Origin of the sequence: Halobellus sp. MBLA0158 (genome assembly GCF_041477585.1) — an archaeon.
GTDB lineage: Archaea > Halobacteriota > Halobacteria > Halobacteriales > Haloferacaceae > Haloquadratum > Haloquadratum rubicundus.
In genome coordinates this window covers 2,555,492-2,573,079 of record NZ_JBGNYA010000001.1, presented here as the reverse complement: position 1 = coordinate 2,573,079, position 17,588 = coordinate 2,555,492, and the positions used below count along the sequence as shown (strand labels likewise).

Annotated in this window: 20 protein-coding genes and 1 tRNA gene; 17 read left to right on the top strand and 4 right to left on the bottom strand. The window is 69.2% G+C overall.

The window, feature by feature from the left end:
* Window positions 1-2 precede the first annotated feature (2 nt).
* From OS889_RS12920 to OS889_RS12870, 11 genes are all read left to right on the top strand, one after another.
* Window positions 3-785 carry a DNA-directed RNA polymerase subunit D gene (locus OS889_RS12920; RefSeq protein ID WP_372390337.1) on the top strand — a complete coding sequence of 261 codons (783 nt, stop codon included), beginning with the start codon at window positions 3-5 and terminating at the stop codon, window positions 783-785.
* Between the two features lie 143 nt (window positions 786-928).
* Window positions 929-1,013, top strand: a tRNA-Leu gene (locus OS889_RS12915).
* A gap of 161 nt (window positions 1,014-1,174) precedes the next feature.
* Window positions 1,175-1,525: a 50S ribosomal protein L18e gene (locus OS889_RS12910; protein ID WP_372390335.1), complete on the top strand. Its 351-nt coding sequence runs from the start codon at window positions 1,175-1,177 to the stop codon at window positions 1,523-1,525.
* Window positions 1,522-1,959: a 50S ribosomal protein L13 gene (locus OS889_RS12905; RefSeq protein WP_372390333.1), complete on the top strand. Its 438-nt coding sequence runs from the start codon at window positions 1,522-1,524 to the stop codon at window positions 1,957-1,959. The genes OS889_RS12910 and OS889_RS12905 overlap by 4 nt, the downstream gene beginning before the upstream one ends.
* Complete coding sequence (locus OS889_RS12900; protein WP_121569323.1) at window positions 1,953-2,351, top strand: 30S ribosomal protein S9; 399 nt, start codon at window positions 1,953-1,955, stop codon at window positions 2,349-2,351. Before OS889_RS12905 ends, OS889_RS12900 begins: the two co-directional genes overlap by 7 nt.
* A 12-nt stretch (window positions 2,352-2,363) precedes the next feature.
* The gene (locus OS889_RS12895) at window positions 2,364-2,558 is read left to right on the top strand and encodes a DNA-directed RNA polymerase subunit N (RefSeq protein ID WP_372390331.1); all 195 of its coding nucleotides are present in this window, start codon (window positions 2,364-2,366) and stop codon (window positions 2,556-2,558) included.
* Window position 2,559: 1 nt separating this feature from the next.
* Entirely contained in the window at window positions 2,560-2,742 is a 183-nt protein-coding gene (locus OS889_RS12890) for a DNA-directed RNA polymerase subunit K (protein WP_372390328.1), read from the top strand.
* Between the two features lies 1 nt (window position 2,743).
* Entirely contained in the window at window positions 2,744-3,949 is a 1,206-nt protein-coding gene (gene eno / locus OS889_RS12885; RefSeq protein ID WP_372390326.1) for a phosphopyruvate hydratase, read from the top strand.
* The gene (rpsB, locus tag OS889_RS12880) at window positions 3,946-4,746 is read left to right on the top strand and encodes a 30S ribosomal protein S2 (RefSeq protein ID WP_372390324.1); all 801 of its coding nucleotides are present in this window, start codon (window positions 3,946-3,948) and stop codon (window positions 4,744-4,746) included. Before eno ends, rpsB begins: the two co-directional genes overlap by 4 nt.
* A gap of 210 nt (window positions 4,747-4,956) precedes the next feature.
* Entirely contained in the window at window positions 4,957-5,634 is a 678-nt protein-coding gene (locus tag OS889_RS12875; RefSeq protein WP_372390322.1) for a DUF1405 domain-containing protein, read from the top strand.
* Between the two features lie 99 nt (window positions 5,635-5,733).
* Window positions 5,734-6,888 (top strand): MBL fold metallo-hydrolase, encoded by a 1,155-nt coding sequence (locus tag OS889_RS12870; protein ID WP_372390320.1) that lies wholly within the window; start codon window positions 5,734-5,736, stop codon window positions 6,886-6,888.
* 87 nt (window positions 6,889-6,975) lie between these two features.
* On the opposite strand, the gene OS889_RS12865 is transcribed toward OS889_RS12870, so the two are convergent.
* Window positions 6,976-7,485: an SRPBCC family protein gene (locus OS889_RS12865; protein ID WP_372390318.1), complete on the bottom strand. Its 510-nt coding sequence runs from the start codon at window positions 7,483-7,485 to the stop codon at window positions 6,976-6,978.
* Between the two features lie 105 nt (window positions 7,486-7,590).
* Between OS889_RS12865 and OS889_RS12860 the strand changes: the two genes are divergently transcribed.
* Window positions 7,591-8,559, top strand: a complete 969-nt coding sequence (locus tag OS889_RS12860) for an Rv3626c family coenzyme F420 biosynthesis-associated protein (protein ID WP_372390316.1) — start codon at window positions 7,591-7,593, stop codon at window positions 8,557-8,559.
* Between the two features lie 28 nt (window positions 8,560-8,587).
* Here OS889_RS12860 and OS889_RS12855 read toward each other — a convergent pair whose 3' ends face one another.
* Together OS889_RS12855 and OS889_RS12850 are read right to left on the bottom strand one after the other, a co-directional pair.
* Window positions 8,588-9,103, bottom strand: a complete 516-nt coding sequence (locus tag OS889_RS12855) for a PIN domain-containing protein (protein WP_372390314.1) — start codon at window positions 9,101-9,103, stop codon at window positions 8,588-8,590.
* Window positions 9,104-9,325, bottom strand: a complete 222-nt coding sequence (locus tag OS889_RS12850; RefSeq protein ID WP_372390312.1) for a UPF0175 family protein — start codon at window positions 9,323-9,325, stop codon at window positions 9,104-9,106.
* A gap of 111 nt (window positions 9,326-9,436) precedes the next feature.
* On the opposite strand from OS889_RS12850, the gene OS889_RS12845 reads away from it, so the two are divergent.
* From OS889_RS12845 to OS889_RS12835, 3 genes are all read left to right on the top strand, one after another.
* Window positions 9,437-9,994, top strand: coding sequence for a hypothetical protein (locus OS889_RS12845; RefSeq protein ID WP_372390309.1), 558 nt, complete (start codon window positions 9,437-9,439; stop codon window positions 9,992-9,994).
* 45 nt (window positions 9,995-10,039) lie between these two features.
* On the top strand, window positions 10,040-10,282 hold the full coding sequence (locus tag OS889_RS12840; RefSeq protein ID WP_372390306.1) for a DUF8527 family protein: 243 nt from the start codon (window positions 10,040-10,042) through the stop codon (window positions 10,280-10,282).
* A gap of 99 nt (window positions 10,283-10,381) precedes the next feature.
* Window positions 10,382-13,159 carry an AAA domain-containing protein gene (locus OS889_RS12835; protein ID WP_372390304.1) on the top strand — a complete coding sequence of 926 codons (2,778 nt, stop codon included), beginning with the start codon at window positions 10,382-10,384 and terminating at the stop codon, window positions 13,157-13,159.
* Here the strand turns inward: OS889_RS12835 and OS889_RS12830 are convergent.
* Window positions 13,136-15,988 carry an ATP-dependent helicase gene (locus OS889_RS12830; protein WP_372390302.1) on the bottom strand — a complete coding sequence of 951 codons (2,853 nt, stop codon included), beginning with the start codon at window positions 15,986-15,988 and terminating at the stop codon, window positions 13,136-13,138. The genes OS889_RS12835 and OS889_RS12830 overlap by 24 nt on opposite strands.
* A 265-nt stretch (window positions 15,989-16,253) precedes the next feature.
* Between OS889_RS12830 and OS889_RS12825 the strand changes: the two genes are divergently transcribed.
* Together OS889_RS12825 and OS889_RS12820 are read left to right on the top strand one after the other, a co-directional pair.
* Entirely contained in the window at window positions 16,254-16,997 is a 744-nt protein-coding gene (locus tag OS889_RS12825) for an MBL fold metallo-hydrolase (RefSeq protein ID WP_372390300.1), read from the top strand.
* Between the two features lie 188 nt (window positions 16,998-17,185).
* Entirely contained in the window at window positions 17,186-17,536 is a 351-nt protein-coding gene (locus OS889_RS12820) for a DUF8159 domain-containing protein (protein WP_372390298.1), read from the top strand.
* Window positions 17,537-17,588 lie beyond the last annotated feature (52 nt).

Genomic DNA, 17,588 nt, shown 5'->3' with positions numbered 1-17,588 from the left:
AGATGACGAAGGATTTCGAGGTCGAGTTCATCGAACGCGGCGACCGGGAGGCTCGCTTCCTGGTGCGCGGCGCGTCGCCGGCGGTCGCCAACGGCATTCGCCGGGCGATGATCGCCGACGTGCCCACGTTTAGTATCGACACCGTCCGGTTCGTCGAGAACTCCTCTGTGATGTTTGACGAGATGATCGGCCTCCGACTGGGGCTCGTGCCGCTGACGACGCCGATCGACGACTTCGAGGAGGGTGACGTCGTCACCCTCTCGCTCGACGTCGAGGGGCCGGCGACGGCGTACTCCGGGGACCTCCAGTCCGCGGACAGCCTCGTCCAGCCCGCCGACGAGAACGTCCCGATCGTCGAGCTGAAGGAGAATCAGCGGCTCGAACTCGAAGCCGACGCGGTGCTCGACACCGGCAAGGAGCACGCCAAACACCAGGGCGGCGTCTCCGTCGGCTACCGACACCTCCAGCGCGTGGAGGTCGTCGGCGATGCCGGCGAGTTCGAGTCCCAGGAGCCGCAGATCCTCCGGGGCGTCATCGAGGAAGGGGCCGCAGAACACGCGGCCGACGAGGGCGCCACCGACGGCGACCTCGTTCCCACCGACGCCTTCGACAACGACCTCACGAACCGGTATCCGGGGAAGGAGGTCGAGGTCACGGACGTCCCCGAGGCCTTCGTCTTCCACGTGGAGACCGACGGCTCGTTCGACGTCGAGGAACTGGTCCTGCGCGCCGCCGAGTCGATCGGCGACCGCGCGGCCGAGCTCGAAGAGAAAGTCGCGATTTAACAGCACGATGTCTGTCCCTTCACCCACCACCCGACGCACGCCCGCCGCGCCGCAAGCGACGGCAACGGTCGCCGAGCCCGTCGGCGACGAGCGTCGCCAGACCGAAAGGGGTTTGAAGGGACACGCAGTACATCGGAGTGCGAGCAGGGATAGCCAAGTCTGGCCAACGGCGCAGCGTTCAGGGCGCTGTCCCATAGGGGTCCGCAGGTTCAAATCCTGCTCCCTGCACTTCTCAGCTCGACCGAACGGGAGAGCTGTGCGTGCAGCACGGAGATTTGAACCTCGGGAGGCGCGGTGCGTCTCCCGGCGGTTCAAATCCTGCTCCCTGCACTTTTCGACTCGACGCACCCGTCGAGCGGCGCACTCCATCTTTTCACAGGAGGTAGACAATGAGTAAGACGAATCCGAGACTCAACAGTCTCATCGCCGAGCTGAAGGCGGTCTCCCGCGAGTCCGGCGCCAATGTCTGGCAGGACGTCGCAGACCGCCTGGAGAAGCCACGGCGCACCCACGCGGAGGTCAACCTCGGGCGCATCGAGCGGTACGCGCGCGAGGACGAGACCGTCGTCGTCCCCGGCAAGGTGCTGGGGAGCGGGGCGCTGCAGAAGAATGTCACAGTCGCCGCGGTCGACTTCTCGTCGTCCGCGCGAAAGAAGATCGAACAGGTCGGGGACACGGTGGCGCTCGAACGCGCCATCGAGGAGAACCCCGAAGGAAGCAACGTCCGGGTGATTCGATGAGCCTCGCAGAGTTCGACGCAGACGTCGTCGTCGACGCGCGGAACTGCATCGTCGGCCGCGTCGCCAGCGAGGTCGCCCAGCGCGCCCTCGACGGCGAGACGGTCGCGATCGTCAACGCCGAGGACGCCGTGATCACCGGCTCCGAGGAGGACGTGATGTCCACCTACCGCAAGCGCGCGAACGTCGGCTCCGACCGGGGGCCGCACTACCCGACGCGCCCGGACGGGATGTTCAAGCGCTCGGTCCGCGGGATGCTCCCGACGGACAAGGACCGCGGCCGCGAGGCGCTCTCGAACGTCCGCGTCTACGTCGGCAATCCGTTCGACGAGGACGGCGACGCCATCGAGGGCACCACGCTCGATCGACTCTCGAACATCAAGTTCCTCTCGCTCGGAGAGATCTCCGAGAACCTGGGGGCGAAAGTCACATGGTAACGAACACATCCGGTAAGAAGAAGACGGCCATCGCCCGCGCCACCGTGCGCGACGGCGAGGGCCGCGTCCGCATCGATTCCCAGCCGGTCGAACTGGTCGAGCCGGAGATGGCCCGCCTGAAGATGCTGGAGCCGTTCCGCATCGCCGGCGAGGACCTCCGCTCGCAGGTCGACATCGACGTCAGCGTCTCCGGCGGCGGCTTCGCCGGACAGGCCGACGCCGCGCGGACGGCGATCGCCCGCGGGCTGGTGCAGCATCTCAACGACGCCGAACTCCGCGACGCGTATATGGACTTCGACCGCTCGCTGCTCGTCAACGACGTGCGCCAGTCCGAGCCCAAGAAGTGGGGCGGACCGGGCGCCCGAGCGCGCTACCAGAAGTCCTACCGCTGAGGTGATCTACCTATGATGATACCCGTCCGGTGTTTCACGTGCGGTAACGTCATCGGCGAACACTGGGACGAGTTCAAGGAACGCGCCCGCGAGGGAGACGAAGACCCGGCCGAGGTGCTCGACGATCTCGGGATCGACCGCCACTGCTGCCGGCGGATGATGGTCTCGCACAAGGACCTCGTCGACGTCGTCGCCCCCTACCAGTAAGATGAGCGGACGCACCCAGTACAACCGATACGAGAAAGCCCGCATCCTCGGCGCGCGAGCCCTGCAGGTGTCCTACGGGGCGCCCGTGCTCGTCGACACCGACCAGTCCGAACCGATCCTGGTCGCCGCCGAGGAGTACGACGCCGGCGTCCTCCCCTTCACGGTGAACCGGGAGGGCGAGTGAGATGACGCTGATCGCGAACGTCGCGCTCCGTCGCGTCCTCGACTCCCGGGGCAACCCCACCGTCGAGGCCGACGTCCTGACCGAGTCCGGCGGCTTCGGCCGCGCCGCCGCCCCCAGCGGGGCCTCCACCGGCGAGTACGAGGCCATCGAACTCGATCCGGCGAAGGCCATCGCCGCAGCGCGCGAACACGCCATCCCCCGGCTGGTCGGCGACGCCCACGCCGGCAATCAGCGGGAAGTCGACGCCGCACTGCACGCCGCAGACGGCACCGACGACTTCTCGGGGATCGGCGCCAACAGCGCGGTCGCCATCTCGATGGCTGCCGCGAAGGCCGGCGCCGACGTCCTCGGCGCGCCGCTGTACCAACACCTCGGCGGGACCTTCCGCGGCGAGTCATTCCCGACGCCGCTCGGCAACGTCGTCGGCGGCGGCGAGCACGCCAAGGAGGCGACCCACATTCAGGAGTTCCTCGCCGCGCCGGTCGGCGCGCCGAGCGTCTCCGAAGCGGTGTTCGCGAACGCCGCCGTCCACGCGCGGATCTCCGAGCTCCTCGACGAGCGGGGTGTCCCCGCCGCGAAGGGCGACGAGGGCGCGTGGGCGCCGCCGATCTCCGACGCCGAGGCCTTCGAGGTCGTCGACGAGGCCGTCTCCGACACGGAGTCGGAACTCGGCTTCGAGATCCGCTTCGGTCTGGATATGGCCGCCGCCGAGCTCTACGACGAGGACGCGGGCGGCTACGTCTACGGCGACGAGGTGAAGTCGACCGCCGAACAGGTCGACTACGTCGCCGAGATGGTCGCGGAGTACGACCTCGTCTACGTCGAGGACCCCCTCGACGAGGACGACTACGAGGGCTTCGCCGAGCTGACCGACAGGGTCGGCGACCGGACGCTGATCTGCGGCGACGACCTCTTCGTGACGAACGTCGGCCGTCTGCGGGACGGCATCGACGCCGGCGCGGCCAACTCGATCCTCATCAAGCCCAACCAGATCGGGACGCTCTCGGACGCCTTCGACGCGATCGAACTGGCGCGCGAGAACGGCTACGAGACGGTCGTCTCCCACCGGTCGGGCGAGACCGAAGACACCACGATCGCACACCTCGCCGTCGCCACCGACGCCGGCTTCATCAAGACCGGCACGGTGGGCGGCGAGCGAACCGCCAAACTCAACGAACTCATCCGCATCGCGGACGACGCAGTATGACAGACAACGACAACGACGCGGTCGAAGTCGTCGACGAGCCCGAGGCCGACGCGGCCGACGCGGACGTCGAGACGACCGAGGCCGACGCCGAGCCGACCGAACCGGTCGCCGAGACCGCCGACGCGGAGGCCGACGCCGACGAGAGCGCGGCCGCCGACGAGGCGGACGAGGCAGAGACAGAGCCCACGTTCGACGAGGACGTGATGCCCGACGAGGAGGCGGACCTCCTCATCCCCGTCGAGGACTACCTCTCGGCGGGGGTCCACATCGGGACCCAGCAGAAGACCGAGGACATGGAGCGGTTCATCCACCGCGTCCGCGACGACGGGCTGTACGTGCTGGACGTCAGCCAGACCGACTCGCGGATCCGGACGGCCGCGGACTTCCTCGCGAACTACGACCCCGAGCAGATCCTGGTCACGAGCTCGCGCCAGTACGGCCGCTTCCCGGCGACGAAGTTCGCCGACGCGGTCGGCGCGCGCGCCCGCACCGGCCGCTTCATCCCGGGCACCCTCACCAACCCCGACTACGACGGCTACATCGAGCCCGACGTGGTCGTCGTCACCGACCCGATCGGCGACGCGCAGGCGGTCAAGGAGGCCATCACGGTCGGCATCCCGGTCATCGCGATGTGCGACTCCAACAACCAGACGAGCAACGTCGACCTCGTCGTTCCCACGAACAACAAGGGTCGACGCGCGCTGTCGGTCGTCTACTGGCTGCTCGCCAACGAGACGCTCGACCGCCGCGGTAGCGACACGGTCTACGCCCTCGAAGACTTCGAGGACGAGATCTAACCGGATTTCGCTGCTTTCACTCGCGTACTCGCGTCAGTCGATCCGGCGCTTCGACGCTTCGGACCCGTCGCGCTGGAACCACAGAGGACCGCATCCGGAGCCGTGCGGCCGTCGGGACAGACTTCCGGGACGGACAATGCAATCCGCGACGGTGTCGACGCACTTTACCGGACCGACTCAGTAGTGGCGGGCGAGCCTCCGCGACACACGATGACTTCACGATCGGCTGCCCACGACCTCCCGGCGTACCTGGCGCCGCTGCCCGAGCGGCTCGAAGAGCTGGCGCTCCGGCTCGTCTGGGTGATCGTCGCCGTCAATCTCGCCGGGGCCGTCTTCGGATTCTGGCACTACCGCTTCCAGCTGATGAACAGCCGGCTCGTGATCTGGCCCGCCGTGGCCGACAGCCCGCTGGCGACGCTGTGTATGGCCGCGAGCCTCGTCTCGTGGAAGGTCGGGCGGAACCGCGACTGGATCCACGCGCTGGCGTTCCTCGGGAACCTGAAGTACGGCTTCTGGGTGGTGTTCGTCCAGCTCGCGATCAACGACGTGCTCACCACCGGCGACCCGTACCACTGGTTCCTGCTCGTCAGCCACTTCGGGATGGGGATCCAAGCGCTCGTGGTCTACCGGTACGCCGAGTTCACGGTCCCGGCGGTCAGCGTCGCCACACTCTGGTTCAGTTTCAACGACCTGGTGGACTACTTCGTCCCCATCGTGGGCGACTACCACCACACCTACTTCGGGCCGCGGCTCGTCAACGCGGGCAATCACAACGTTCCCGCCCACGACTTCGCCGCGGCCGCGGCCGTCGGGCTGACGATCCTCGGCGCGGTCCTCGCGCTCGCGATCCGCATCAGGCGTCTGGAGAACCGGCTCGACGCGGAGTGACTCGCGCGGCTCGACGCTCTCCGAGCGACGACTCGCCGGCGGAGTCGCCACGCGGCCACGGCAACGAGCTTTATTCGCCGCCGGCGCCTATCGGTTGGTATGCCGGACCTCCTCGCTCAGCGCACCGTCGACGACCTCGCGAGGGCGATCGACGCCGACGAGCCCCTCACCGTCGTCGACACGCGGCCGCCCGACAGCTTCGAGGCGTGGCACGTCTCCGGCGCGGTGAACGTCCCGTACCATCCCGTTGACGGCCTCGGCGCGGGCTTCACCTGGGACGACGTCGCGGCCGTCGTCGACGGCCAGCCGGTGGCGGTCGTCTGCGCCCGGGGCCTCGCGTCGACCGCCTTCGGCTTCGAGCTGTCGAGGCGGGGCTACGAGAACGTCAGCGTCGTCAAGGGCGGAATGGTGGACTGGAGCAAGCTCTACGACGTCGTCGAGGTTGAGACCGACGGGGACCTGTTCCTCGCGCAGATCCAGCGCCGGGCGAAGGGCTGTCTTGGCTACGTCGTCGGCGACGCCGCGGCCCGGGAGGCGCTCGTCGTCGACCCAACGCGCCAGCACCACGAGCACGAACTCGTCGCGGCCGACGCCGGCCTCGTGGTTACGGGCGTCCTCGACACCCACGTCCACGCGGACCACCTCTCGGGCGGCCGCGACCTGGCCGAGCGGCTCTCGGTCCCGTACTACCTGAGCGCCGACGCGACCGCCCGCGATCTGAAGTACGACTTCCATCCGATCTCCGACGGCGAGACGCTCTCGGTCGGAAGCGTCGACGTCGCGGTCCGCGCGGCGCCCGGCCACACGACCGAGCACGTGAGCCTCCTCGTCGACGGCGAGTACCTCCTCTCGGGGGATACGCTCTTCGTCGAGTCGGTCGGTCGGACCGAACTGGAGTTCGGCGAGGAGGGCGCCGAGACCGGCGCGGAGATGCTCTACGAGACGATTCACGAGCGCTACGGCGACCTCGCCGACGACGTGGTGGTGCTCCCCGGCCACGTCTCGGTCGGTGCCGACGGGACGTTCGCCGTCGGACGTCCGGGCGACGTCGTCGCCGGCCGGCTCGGAGATCTCCGCGCGGACCTGGAGCTGTTCTCGCTCGACCGCGAGGCGTTCGTCGAGCGGGTCGCCGACGCTGGGAGCGACCAACCGGCGAACTACCGGACGATCATCGACGCCAACCGCGGCGTCTTCGAGCTGGAGCCCGACGAGGGCGAGGAACTGGAACTGGGACCGAACAACTGCGCCGTTTGAATACTCATCGTGATTACTCTCGTCTCTTCCCGCCGAACGCTGTCACCGAGGGTGGCGTTCGGCGGCAACAAGTGAGAGTAATCACTATCAGGCCGCGGCCGTCGACTCCCGCCGCCGGCGGTCGTCGGCGACGGCGATCTCCTCGTCCTCCAGGTTCGACTTCAGCTGTTCGAGTTCGCCCGTCATCTCGCGCGTCGCGAGCCAGCGGACCAGCGGCGGCGCGACGGCGGTAAGCAGCGCGAGCCCGCGGCCCGTGACCGTCGCGTCGATGGCGTTGGTGACGCGAGTGCCCCCGTCGACCGCCTCGAGCGTGATCTCGCTCGTGAACGCCAGCGAGCCGTCGGGGACGCCGATCACGAGCCTGGTGGGCCGCTCGACCGCTTCGACTGTCATCTCCATCGATCGGGTCGTCCCGGCCGACCGGTACCGGTACGCGTAGGTCGCCCCGACTTCGCCCGGCGTCCCGCCCGTGTGTCGGGTCTCCGAGACTCCCTTCACCCAGTCGTCCATCGTCGTGACCGCCGCGAGGTAGGCGAAGACGTCCTCGATGTCCCGTTCCACCGTCACCGTCGCCGCCGCACGGAACGTTCGTGCCATAGGACCGACACGCGACACTCGGTATTAAATACATACTAGAAGATGATTACGAATGCGCTCGGCGACCGGAACAAGGGTTTTGCGCGCCCGACCCTTCGAGTCGGTATGGATCTCTTTCGGAGCGTGCGGGCGGTCGCGAACGCGGGCGACGGCGACGGCAGCGGCCGGATCGACTGGGACGCCGTCGGGACGGCCGCGAAGGGCGCGACCGACCCCGGCGGGCTCGATCTCTCCGACGCGGAGCGGGAGGGCTACGCCGCGGACGTCCGCGACGCCCGCGAGCGACTCCGCTCGGTCGGCGGTCTCGACTTCGACGTCCCGGAGACGATCGAGGTCCAGAACCGCCACCACTGGATCGATGCCAACGTCGCGACCTTCCGCCGGGTGATGCGGCCGATCGAGACGGAAGTGAGCGTCGCCTTCCCGAACGCGACCCGGGTGGTAAACACCGGGTCGATGGCGCTCGTCCTCTCGTTTCTCGGCTCGCACGTCCTCGGCCAGTACGACCCGCTCCTGCTCGCGGAGGGCGACGACGAGGCCCACGGCCTCTACTTCGTCCACCCCAACATCGTCGCCGCCGCGGCGGATCTCGACGTCGACTACCCGCGGTTCCGCCGGTGGATCGCCTTCCACGAGGTCACCCACGCCGCGGAGTTCGGCGCCGCGCCGTGGCTCTCCGAACACCTCGAATCGCGGCTGGAAGACGGCCTGGAGACCCTCGCGAGCGGCGGCTTCGACCGGGAGGCGTTCCACGACCTGGACGTCGCGATGACCGCCGTCGAGGGCTACGCCGAGCTGTTGATGGACCGCGCCTTCGACGCGGAGTACGCCGACCTCCGGGCGAAGCTGGACGCCCGACGGCGCGGCGGCAGTCCGCTCACGCGCCTGATGCGACGCCTGCTCGGCCTCGGCCTGAAGCGCCGGCAGTACGAGCGCGGGGCGTCTTTCTTCGAGACCGTCGCCGACCGGCGGGGTGTCGCGGCCGCCGCGGCCGTCTGGGACCGCCCCGAGAATCTGCCGACCGACGAGGAACTCGACACGCCGGCGCGGTGGCTCGCGCGCGTCGATTCGTGAGATCGCGAGGCGGCAGGAGAACCGCGTACTATCCGTCGCCGTCGAGGACGTCGCCGATGCGTTCTACCGGCGCGTAGTATCCCCGTTCCTCGCGCCACGTTTCGAGCCAGGCGTCCGCCGTCTCCCGAGTGATCTCACCCCGCTCGACGCCGACGACGAGGAGACCGATCGACCCGACTACCGGAATCGAAAGCTCCCCGGCCAGGCGGCGAGCAGCGAGATCGTCTGTCGCGATTGTCCCGCCGCGCTCGGCCGCGGCACGCAAGGTTTCTGCCTCTCCGGCGTCGAGTCGGTTTCGTAGGCCTCTTTCGACGGATCCGTCCGGTGGGTCCGCGACTCCGATTCCCTCGTCGTCGAACGCCTCGACAGCAGACGCGAGATACTCGTGGCCGAGGTTCTGACCGCGCTCGATCTCCTCGCGGACTGCCGGTACGACGAGCGGCGAACCGAGCACCGCGACGAGGAAACCGATCGCGTCCGTGCTCGCAAAGTTGCTGACGACGGTCGCATCGAGAAAGACGGGCAGCGGATACCGATCTCCCATCTACTCTCCGAGATCGTGCGCGGCGTCGAGTTCGGCCTGTAACTGCTCTTCCGTTCGAGGACCGTACAGCGCGGCGAAGCCGGCGTCACGGAGCACCTCCTCGAACTCCCAGCGAGAGAGCCCCGCTTCCTCGGCCGCCCGTCCGAGTGAGAGATCTCCCAGGACGTACCGGCCGATCGCGGTGGCCAGTTCCTCGCTCGGGTCGTGGCTGGTAGACGCCATCGCTGGTACGTTCCGTCGCTTTGGGCAATAAACTGTCGCGAATTGGCCCCCGACACCGACCGCACCAGCCGTAATCGTCATACTCTTTCTGCGGGGGGCCGAAGACACAGTATGCGCGTCAGAGACTGGCAGGACATCCTCGCGGACGTGACCGACGCCGACGTCGACCCCGACGGCTGGCGGGCGGTCGCCGGCGACCGCCGCGGCGGCCTCGGCGAGGACCTCTACCTCGGGCACCCCGACGCCGGCGTGTACGCGCTGAAGACGTACACGAAGAACCCGACCGAGCTCCGCGGCGTCGGCGGACGCGTCGCCCGGCGGATCGACGAGGACCTCGAACCCCTGCTTCCCACCCAGGACCGCGACGAGGCGGGGCGGTTCGCCGTCCAGTCGCCGCCCGAGGACGAAGACCACGCCGAGACGATGGCAAAGCGCCTCGAGGAGACCGTGAAGGTCCACGCCGAGGCGCCGACCGGCCCCGAGGACTTCTTCGAGGACGTGATGGACGCGCTCGACAGCCCGGCGTTCGGCCCGATGGACTACGAGTTCGACGGGCGACCGGACCGCCTCGACCGACTGCAAGAGGAGTTCGAAGACGCCGAGGAACTGCTCTCGAAGGACCTCGACGACCTCGTGGAGGAGGACGGCGTCGGCCGCGGGTTCCAGTGATGGCGCCGACGGCGACCCTCGAACGGCCCGTGGAGGCGATCTGAGATGGTCGGCCCCAGTATGTCCGACGCCGAGCGCGACCTCGCCAGCCGACGGCTCAAGCTCGGCTTCGTGGGGCTCGTGGCGGCCTCCGGCGGACTGATCGCGCTCCAGGCCGGCGGGTCGCTGCCGATCGTCGCGGCGGGAGTCGTCGGCGGACTCGCGCTCGGGAGCGCGCTGCTTTGGTTCCTCCTGCGGTGGTGGGCGGAGTTCCTGCCGAACCCCGGTCCCGGACGCGGACGCCGGTAGCCGACGGATCAGGGCTGACGCCCCGCCGCAGTCGTCCGACTTCGTCATCGTTTCCTGCCGACCGATAGCGTCTTACCCCGCGACCCGCAGGTACGCCACGTGCAACTGCGCGGTCGACTCGTCGACGTGGGTGACGAGCGCGAGGTCGAGACCTCCTACGGAACGCGGTCGCTCGCGGAGGTGACGCTGCGGACGGCGGACGGCTCCGGGACCGCGAACGCCGCGGGCGAGGAGTCGGCCGAGGGCATCGACCGCGACGTCGTCCGGCTCACGCTCTGGGGCAAGTGGACCGAGACGGCCGAGCACGCCGCGCCCGGGATGGAACTGCTGGCGACGGACGTCGAGCCCTCGGAGTTCCGCGGGGAGACGACCTACGGGACGACCGGCGACTCGCGCGTCGTCCTCGAACCCGGGTTCCTCGTCGACGTGACGGACATCCGCTCGTGGGTCCAGTGCCCGCGGATGTACTACCTGAACAAGCTCTCGGGGATTCCGCTCAACTATCCGGTCGTCAAGGGGACGATCGTCCACGAGGTGTTCGGCGACCTCCTGCGCGACCGCGACCTGGACTCTGCGATCGACGAGCGCGTCGGCGAGGCGGGCCTCGAACTCGGCCTGCTCGGCCGCGACGCCGACGAGGTCCGCGACGAGGTCCGGCGGAACGCCGCGGCGATCGAAGGCTGGCTCGCCCAGGGCACGCTCACCGAGGAGGACGCCTGGCGCTCGGAGTACACGCTCATCTCGCCCACGTTCGGGATCAAGGGCCGCGCGGACGCCCTGCGCCGGGGGATGCCGGTCGAACTCAAGACGGGGAAGAACACGAAGCGGGAGCCGCGCTTCCACGACAAGATCCAGGCGGCCGCCTACGCGCTCATTTTGGCCGAACGCGGCGTCCCCGCCGACACGGGAACGCTCCTGTACACGAAGAACACGGCCCTGGAGCGCCACGAGGAGAGCGGCGACCTCTCGCCGGCCAAGGAGTTCTCGATCGGCGACGGCCTACTCGACTTCGTCGTCCGAACGCGAAACGAGATCGCCGCGATGGAGTACGACGCCTCGGTCCCGACGGGCTACGAGGCCGACGCGAAATGCGAGTACTGCTTCGAGCAGGACGCGTGTATGGTCGTCTCCGGCCGCCTGGACCAGGAGTCGAAGGCGGGTCAGATCGGCAGTGCCGTGCCCGCCGAGGAGCGCGAGTACTTCGAGCGATTCTACGAGGCGATCGAGGCCGAGCGCCGCGCGGTCCACGCCGAATATCGAAAGCTCTGGGAGCAGTCCGCCGAAGAGCGTGCCGACGACGACCGGGCGCTGATCGGCCTCGAACCGCTCGGGAGAACCGAACTCGACGACGGCCGGTGGGAGCTCCGGGCGCGGAAGCCGGGCGGCGCCGTCTCGAAGCTCCGCGAGGGCGACGTCGCCCTCGCCAGCGACGGCGATCCCGTCTCGGGATACGCCGAACTCTGTCGGATCCGGGAGATGGGCGAGGAGGTCGTCGTCCGCGCCGACGAGCCGCTTTCGGTCCGCCGGCTCGACGTCTACCCCTCCGAGATCGGCGTCGACCGGATGCTCACCGCGCTCCACGACTTCGTGCTGAAGGGCGATCCGGAGATGAAAGACGTGCTCTTCGGGCGGCGCGAGCCCGCGTTCGCGGACCGATCGGGGGCGCCCGGCACCTACGTCGATAACAACGAGGCCCAGGACGGGGCCGTCCGCCGCGCGGTCGACGCCGAGGACTTCGCGCTCGTCCACGGGCCGCCGGGGACGGGAAAGACCCACACCATCGCGCGGATCGTCCGCACGCTCGTCGAGTCGGGCGAGCGCGTCCTCCTGTCGGCGTTCACGAACCGCGCGGTCGACAACGCCCTCGAAGCCGTCCGCGACGCCGGCGTCGGCGACGTCGTCCGCGTGGGCACCGAAAACGGCGTCCGCGAGGATATGCTGGACGTGCGGCTCGAACGCGGCGGCGAGCCGAACGAGCGCGCGGCGGCGCTCCGGGAGGCGCCGGTCGTGGCCGCGACGACGGCCGCCTGCGGGTCGCGAGTGCTGCGCGAGCAGGACTTCGACGTCGCGCTCGTCGACGAGGCGTCCCAGCTCACCGAGCCGGGGACGCTCGCGGCCGTGAACCGCGCCGACCGGTTCGTGCTCGTCGGCGACCACCAGCAGCTCCCGCCGGTCGTGCAGTCGGGGGGATCCGGCGGCGCGAGCGGGTCCGGCGGATCCAGCGGGTCCGACGAGGGCGACGGCGGGGGAGTCGGCAACGGTAGCGACCTCCAAACCTCGCTGTTCGAGCGCCTCATCGAGGCTCACCCGGAGGCGTCGGTCCTGCTGGACCGCCAGTACCGGATGGCCCAGCGCATCCAGGCCTTTTCTTCCACCGAGTTCTACGACGGCGCGCTCCGCCCGGCGAACGGCGCGGTCGCGGCACAGCGGCTCTCTGACCTCGGCGTCGACGAGGCGGACCTCCCGCCCGCACTCCGCGACCCGGTCGCGTTCGTCGATCCCGACGGCGACGGCGTCGGCAACACCAACCCCACCGAGGCGGATCGCGTGGCCGAGATCGTCGACGCCTACGTCGATGCGGGCGTCGACTCCGGGGACGTCGGCGTCATCGCGCCCTTCCGCGCCCAGGTCGCCGAGATATCGAAGCGGACGGACGTCACCGTCGACACCGTCGATCGCTTCCAGGGGTCGGCCAAGGAGGTGATCGTGGTCTCGTTCGTCGCGACCGGTTCGCTTGAGGGCCCGCTCTTCGAGGACTACCGGCGGGTGAACGTCGCGCTCACCCGCGCGAAGAAGGCGCTCGCGCTCGTCGGCGACGCCGACGCCCTCGGGTCGGAGCCGTTCTATGCGCGCCTACTCGACTGGGCGCGACGATGAGGCCGGGGCGTCCGCGGGTGTGGCGGCTTCGTCTCCCTCCGATTCCTCGCCGATTTCGGCCTGCACACGCGCGTGGAACTCCTGGAGGACCGCGCTCTCGTCTTCGGCGAGGACGACGTCGCTCGCGAGCAGCGTCGCCAGCCCGAACGCCCGCGGCGTGGGCGAGTCGACGCTGATCGACGACACCTCGATGTTCCCTGCCCGGACGTCGCGGAGGACCTCCTCGATCGCGGCGACGTTGAGCTTGTCCTCGATGATCTCGCGGTAGGTCTCTTCCATCACCGCGAAATCCTCCAAGTCGTCGGCGAACGACAGCAGCATCTCCGCGGAGACCTGCTGTTCGGCCGCGGACTTCTCGTAGCCCTTGTAGCGCTTGAGAATCATCAGCGAGCGCGTCGCGTCGATGCGGAAGTACCGCTTCAGGAGGTCGGTACCGTCGATGGCGTCACGCAGCTCCGCCCGGACGGCGTCGGGATCGAGGTCGCGGATGACGGCCTCGACGTCAACCTTCCTGTTGAGCGGCATCGACAGCGAAAAGCCGTTGTCGGCGACGGCGATCTGGACGTTCGCGTTCGCCCTGTTGGCGCACCTCGCGGCCACGAGACGGGAGAGGCCGTCGTTGAACCGCCGGCCGTACGTCGAGTGGACGTAGAAGTGCCGGCGGTAGTCCTGCCGGTCGAGTTCCTCCTCGACGACGAGCCGCCCGTCGGTGGCGACGCTCTCCTCGCCGGCGTAGCGGCGCTGTTCGTCGAACAGGCGGGCGATCGCGCGGACGGCGTTCTCGTCGATCGGGAACTCGCGGAGCCACTCGCGGACCGCGGGGGAGCCACCGGCGCGGAGCCGTTCCAGGAGGGCGCCCTGGAACGCGGCGATCTCGCGTCCGAGGTCGTACGAGAGGGGCAGGCGCTCGGAGAACCACGACGGCACCGTCGGCTGTGCGGTCGTCCGGTCGACGTAGACCTTCGACCCGCGTCGGTAGCGGTAGGCGAAGCGGTCGCCGCCGAGGACGAAGACGTCGCCCTTCTCTAGGGTGTCGAGGTAGTCCTCGTCGAGGGTGCCGACCCACTCGTCGCTCTCCCTGAGCCGCACCTCGCAGGTGAACGAATCCGGGATCGTCCCGATGTTCGTCATGTAGATGACGCGGGCCATCCGGCCGCGCTTGCCGACGAGCGGCTCGCCGACGTCGAACTCCTCGTAGTGGTGCTCGCCCGCGGGCGGGTCGTTGGTGTCGCGCCAGATCTTCGCGTAGACGTTCTTGTCCTCAAGTCCCTGATAGTCGGCGGTGAGGTACCGACAGAGCCGCTCCCAGTCGTCGTCCGTGTAGTTCCGGTACGGATACGCCCGCCGAAGCGTCGCGAGGACGTCGGCCTCGCGCCGGACGGCGTTGATCGCCATCCCGTAGACGTGCTGGGCGGCGACGTCGTGGGGCTTCTCGGGGACGAACACGCGGTCGACGAAGCCAGATTCCGCCTTCCGCAGCATCACCGCGCACTCGACGAGCTCGTCGCGGTCGAGCGCCAGCACGCGCCCCTCGACGGTCTGGCCGAGGCTGTGGCCCGCGCGGCCGACGCGCTGGAGGAGCGCCGCGACCGACTTGGGCGAGCCGACCTGGACCACGAGATCGAGGTGCGGCATATCGATTCCCAACTCCAGGCTCGTCGAGGTCGTCACGACGTCGAGCGAGCCGGACTTCAGCCCCTCCTCGACCGCCTGGCGCTTCTCCTTCGAGAGGCTCCCGTGGTGGCAGCCGGAGTTCGCGTCGTCGTAGGCGTCGAAGCGCTCGCGGAGGTTCTCCAGCACCCGCTCGGCGCCCGAGCGCGTGTTCGTGAACACGAGGGTGTTCTCGTGATCACAAATGAGCTCGTGCAGCCGGTCGTAGAACCCCGACTGGATCTCCGCGCGCGGCGTGTGGATCAGGTCGTCGGTCGGACACTCCAGGCGGAGGTCGAAGTCGCGGACGAAGCGCGTGTCGACGATCTCGTGGTCCCGCACGACGCCCCGGTCGTCGCGCCCGACGAGGTACTCCGCCATCGTCGAGAGCGGCTCGACCGTCGCCGAACAGCCGATCCGCGTCGGCGACGCGTCCGCGAGGTCCTCCAGCCGTTCCAGGGAGACCGACAGGTGCGTCCCGCGCTTGTTCTCCGCGAGGCTGTGGATCTCGTCGACGATCACGTACTCGACAGTCCTGAGTTTCTCCCTGAACTTGGGCGCGTTGAGCAGGATCGCGAGCGTCTCCGGCGTCGTGTTGAGGATGTGCGGCGTCTCCTCCAGCATCCGCTGGCGCGCCGCGGAGTCGGTGTCGCCGTGGCGGATCGCGTGTCTGACCTCGACGTCGCCGCCCTTCGCTTCCATCCGCTCGCGGACCCCCTCCAGCGGCACGGTGAGATTGCGGTGAATGTCGTTCGCGAGCGACTTCAGCGGCGAGATGTACAGGCAGTACACGGAGTTGTCGAGGCCGTCCTCGCGCTCGCGGCCCCGCCGGAAGAGGTCGTTCAAGATCGCGGTGAACGACGCGAGCGTCTTGCCCGACCCCGTGGGCGCACAGACCAGGGCGTTCGTCCCCTCGTCGACGAGCGGGATCGCCTCGCGCTGCGGCGGCGTGAAGAAGCCGCCGTTCTGCGCGACGTAGGGGCCGAACTGATCGACCCACCACTCCCGCACCGCGGGCTCCAGCCGGCCGAGGACGTCCCCGTCGCCGATCTCGACCGCGTCGGGATCGAAGTCCAGTTCGACTCCGTCCGAGGACTCGGCCGCGTCGCCGCGTTCGCTCTCGGGCCCGCGTCCCTCCTCGGCGAGGCGTCGGAGCAGGTCGCGCCCGGTGGTCGCCATCGTATACGGCTTGGCCCGCACGGGTAAGTGGGTTCTGTCCGTTCGACGACGTTCGCTCTCCGGCGCCGAAGGTTTATGTTCGAGACCGGGACCAGCCACCCCGTGCGCTGAGGTCTGCCCCGCGTCGAGCAGCGGTTGCCCGACACGTCGACGCGGGCCGAGCGAAACCGCCGTGTCGGCTGCTCGCAACGACCGGAAATATCGCTCCGGAGCCGTCGGCTCGGCCTCCAGAATCCCTATCCGTGGGCCAGTCGTACCGCCGCCGATGCGACTGACCTTCCTCGGGACCGGGAGCGCGATGGCCGTTCCCGACCGCGCGCAGACGGGACTGCTCTTGGAGTCCGACGACCGCGCGCTCCTCGTCGACTGCGGGAGCGGCGTCCTCCAGCGGCTCTCCGGCACCGACATCGGCTACGAGGGCGTCTCGACGGTGCTTCTGACTCACCACCACCTGGACCACGTCGCGGACCTCCTCCCGCTCCTGAAGGCGCGCTGGCTGGCCGGCGAGGAACACCTCGAAGTCGTCGGGCCCGCGGGCACGAAGTCGTTGCTCGACGGCCTGCTCGACGTCCACGACTACCTCGACGACCGCGTCGACCTGAGCGTCCGCGAGATCGGCCCGACGGAGTTCTCCGTCGCCGGCTTCGACGTCGCCGCGACCGAGATGCGGCACTCGATGGACTGCCTCGCGTACCGCTTCGCCGGCGACGGGAACGGCGACGTCGTCTTCTCGGGCGACGGCGAGGCCGCCGCGAGCACCGCGCGCTTCGCCGACGGCGCCGCCGTCCTGGCGCACGACTGCTCGTTCCCCGACGACGTCGACGTCTCGAACCACCCGACGCCGTCGCTGCTGGGCGAGGCCCTCGCGGGGCACGACATCGGCCGGGTCTACCTGACGCACCTGTACCCGCACACCAGGGGTCGGCACGAGGAGATGCTCGATTCCGTAACCGCCCGCTACGACGGCGACGTCCGGTTCGCGAGCGACGGCCTCCGGATCGAGGTCTGATAGTGATTACTCTCACTGTTTACCGCCGAACGCCACCCCCGGTGACGGCGTTCGGCGGGAAAAGACGAGAGTAACCACTATGAGGGCGGTCGGCGCGCCGGCGTCGTCGTGCCGGGGACCGGACCGCCCGGCCGGCGGAGCGCCGCACCGCGGTAACTGTTTACTCCCCCGGCGTGGAACCCCCGTGTATGAACGACGTCATCTCCGGCCTGGAAGGGGAGCTCCGCTCCAACGGGATCAGCGTCGAGTCGCTCGACACGAGCGGCGAGACGGTCGAGTTGGTCTATCTGACCGCGTTCCCGGACGTCTCGGTGAACCACCAGGAGATGGGCCGCGCGCTCAACACCTTCATCGACGCGCTCGAAGCCGACGAGTGGGAGCCGAAGCGCGTCGAGGCGACGGTGCTCCGACACGACGACGACATCCAGGGCACGTGGTACGCCGAGCCCGAGTGGTTCCGGGCGTACGTCGGCTACGACATCAGCGGCGAGGAGTTCTCCGAGCGCGTCATCGACACGCTCGCGGAGGACGAGCCGTGACCCGGAGCGCGGCGGGGAACGAGGGTGGTTCAGGACCAAAGAGACGGCGCGA

What these genes read in the sequence shown, in the direction of transcription:
- OS889_RS12920 (WP_372390337.1), top strand. Translation starts at nt 3, where the DNA reads ATGACGAAGGATTTCGAGGTCGAGTTCATCGAACGCGGCGACCGGGAG.
- OS889_RS12910 (WP_372390335.1), top strand. Translation starts at nt 1,175, where the DNA reads ATGAGTAAGACGAATCCGAGACTCAACAGTCTCATCGCCGAGCTGAAG.
- OS889_RS12905 (WP_372390333.1), top strand. Translation starts at nt 1,522, where the DNA reads ATGAGCCTCGCAGAGTTCGACGCAGACGTCGTCGTCGACGCGCGGAAC.
- OS889_RS12900 (WP_121569323.1), top strand. Translation starts at nt 1,953, where the DNA reads ATGGTAACGAACACATCCGGTAAGAAGAAGACGGCCATCGCCCGCGCC.
- OS889_RS12895 (WP_372390331.1), top strand. Translation starts at nt 2,364, where the DNA reads ATGATGATACCCGTCCGGTGTTTCACGTGCGGTAACGTCATCGGCGAA.
- OS889_RS12890 (WP_372390328.1), top strand. Translation starts at nt 2,560, where the DNA reads ATGAGCGGACGCACCCAGTACAACCGATACGAGAAAGCCCGCATCCTC.
- eno (WP_372390326.1), top strand. Translation starts at nt 2,744, where the DNA reads ATGACGCTGATCGCGAACGTCGCGCTCCGTCGCGTCCTCGACTCCCGG.
- rpsB (WP_372390324.1), top strand. Translation starts at nt 3,946, where the DNA reads ATGACAGACAACGACAACGACGCGGTCGAAGTCGTCGACGAGCCCGAG.
- OS889_RS12875 (WP_372390322.1), top strand. Translation starts at nt 4,957, where the DNA reads ATGACTTCACGATCGGCTGCCCACGACCTCCCGGCGTACCTGGCGCCG.
- OS889_RS12870 (WP_372390320.1), top strand. Translation starts at nt 5,734, where the DNA reads ATGCCGGACCTCCTCGCTCAGCGCACCGTCGACGACCTCGCGAGGGCG.
- OS889_RS12865 (WP_372390318.1), bottom strand. Translation starts at nt 7,485, where the DNA reads ATGGCACGAACGTTCCGTGCGGCGGCGACGGTGACGGTGGAACGGGAC.
- OS889_RS12860 (WP_372390316.1), top strand. Translation starts at nt 7,591, where the DNA reads ATGGATCTCTTTCGGAGCGTGCGGGCGGTCGCGAACGCGGGCGACGGC.
- OS889_RS12855 (WP_372390314.1), bottom strand. Translation starts at nt 9,103, where the DNA reads ATGGGAGATCGGTATCCGCTGCCCGTCTTTCTCGATGCGACCGTCGTC.
- OS889_RS12850 (WP_372390312.1), bottom strand. Translation starts at nt 9,325, where the DNA reads ATGGCGTCTACCAGCCACGACCCGAGCGAGGAACTGGCCACCGCGATC.
- OS889_RS12845 (WP_372390309.1), top strand. Translation starts at nt 9,437, where the DNA reads ATGCGCGTCAGAGACTGGCAGGACATCCTCGCGGACGTGACCGACGCC.
- OS889_RS12840 (WP_372390306.1), top strand. Translation starts at nt 10,040, where the DNA reads ATGGTCGGCCCCAGTATGTCCGACGCCGAGCGCGACCTCGCCAGCCGA.
- OS889_RS12830 (WP_372390302.1), bottom strand. Translation starts at nt 15,988, where the DNA reads ATGGCGACCACCGGGCGCGACCTGCTCCGACGCCTCGCCGAGGAGGGA.
- OS889_RS12825 (WP_372390300.1), top strand. Translation starts at nt 16,254, where the DNA reads ATGCGACTGACCTTCCTCGGGACCGGGAGCGCGATGGCCGTTCCCGAC.
- OS889_RS12820 (WP_372390298.1), top strand. Translation starts at nt 17,186, where the DNA reads ATGAACGACGTCATCTCCGGCCTGGAAGGGGAGCTCCGCTCCAACGGG.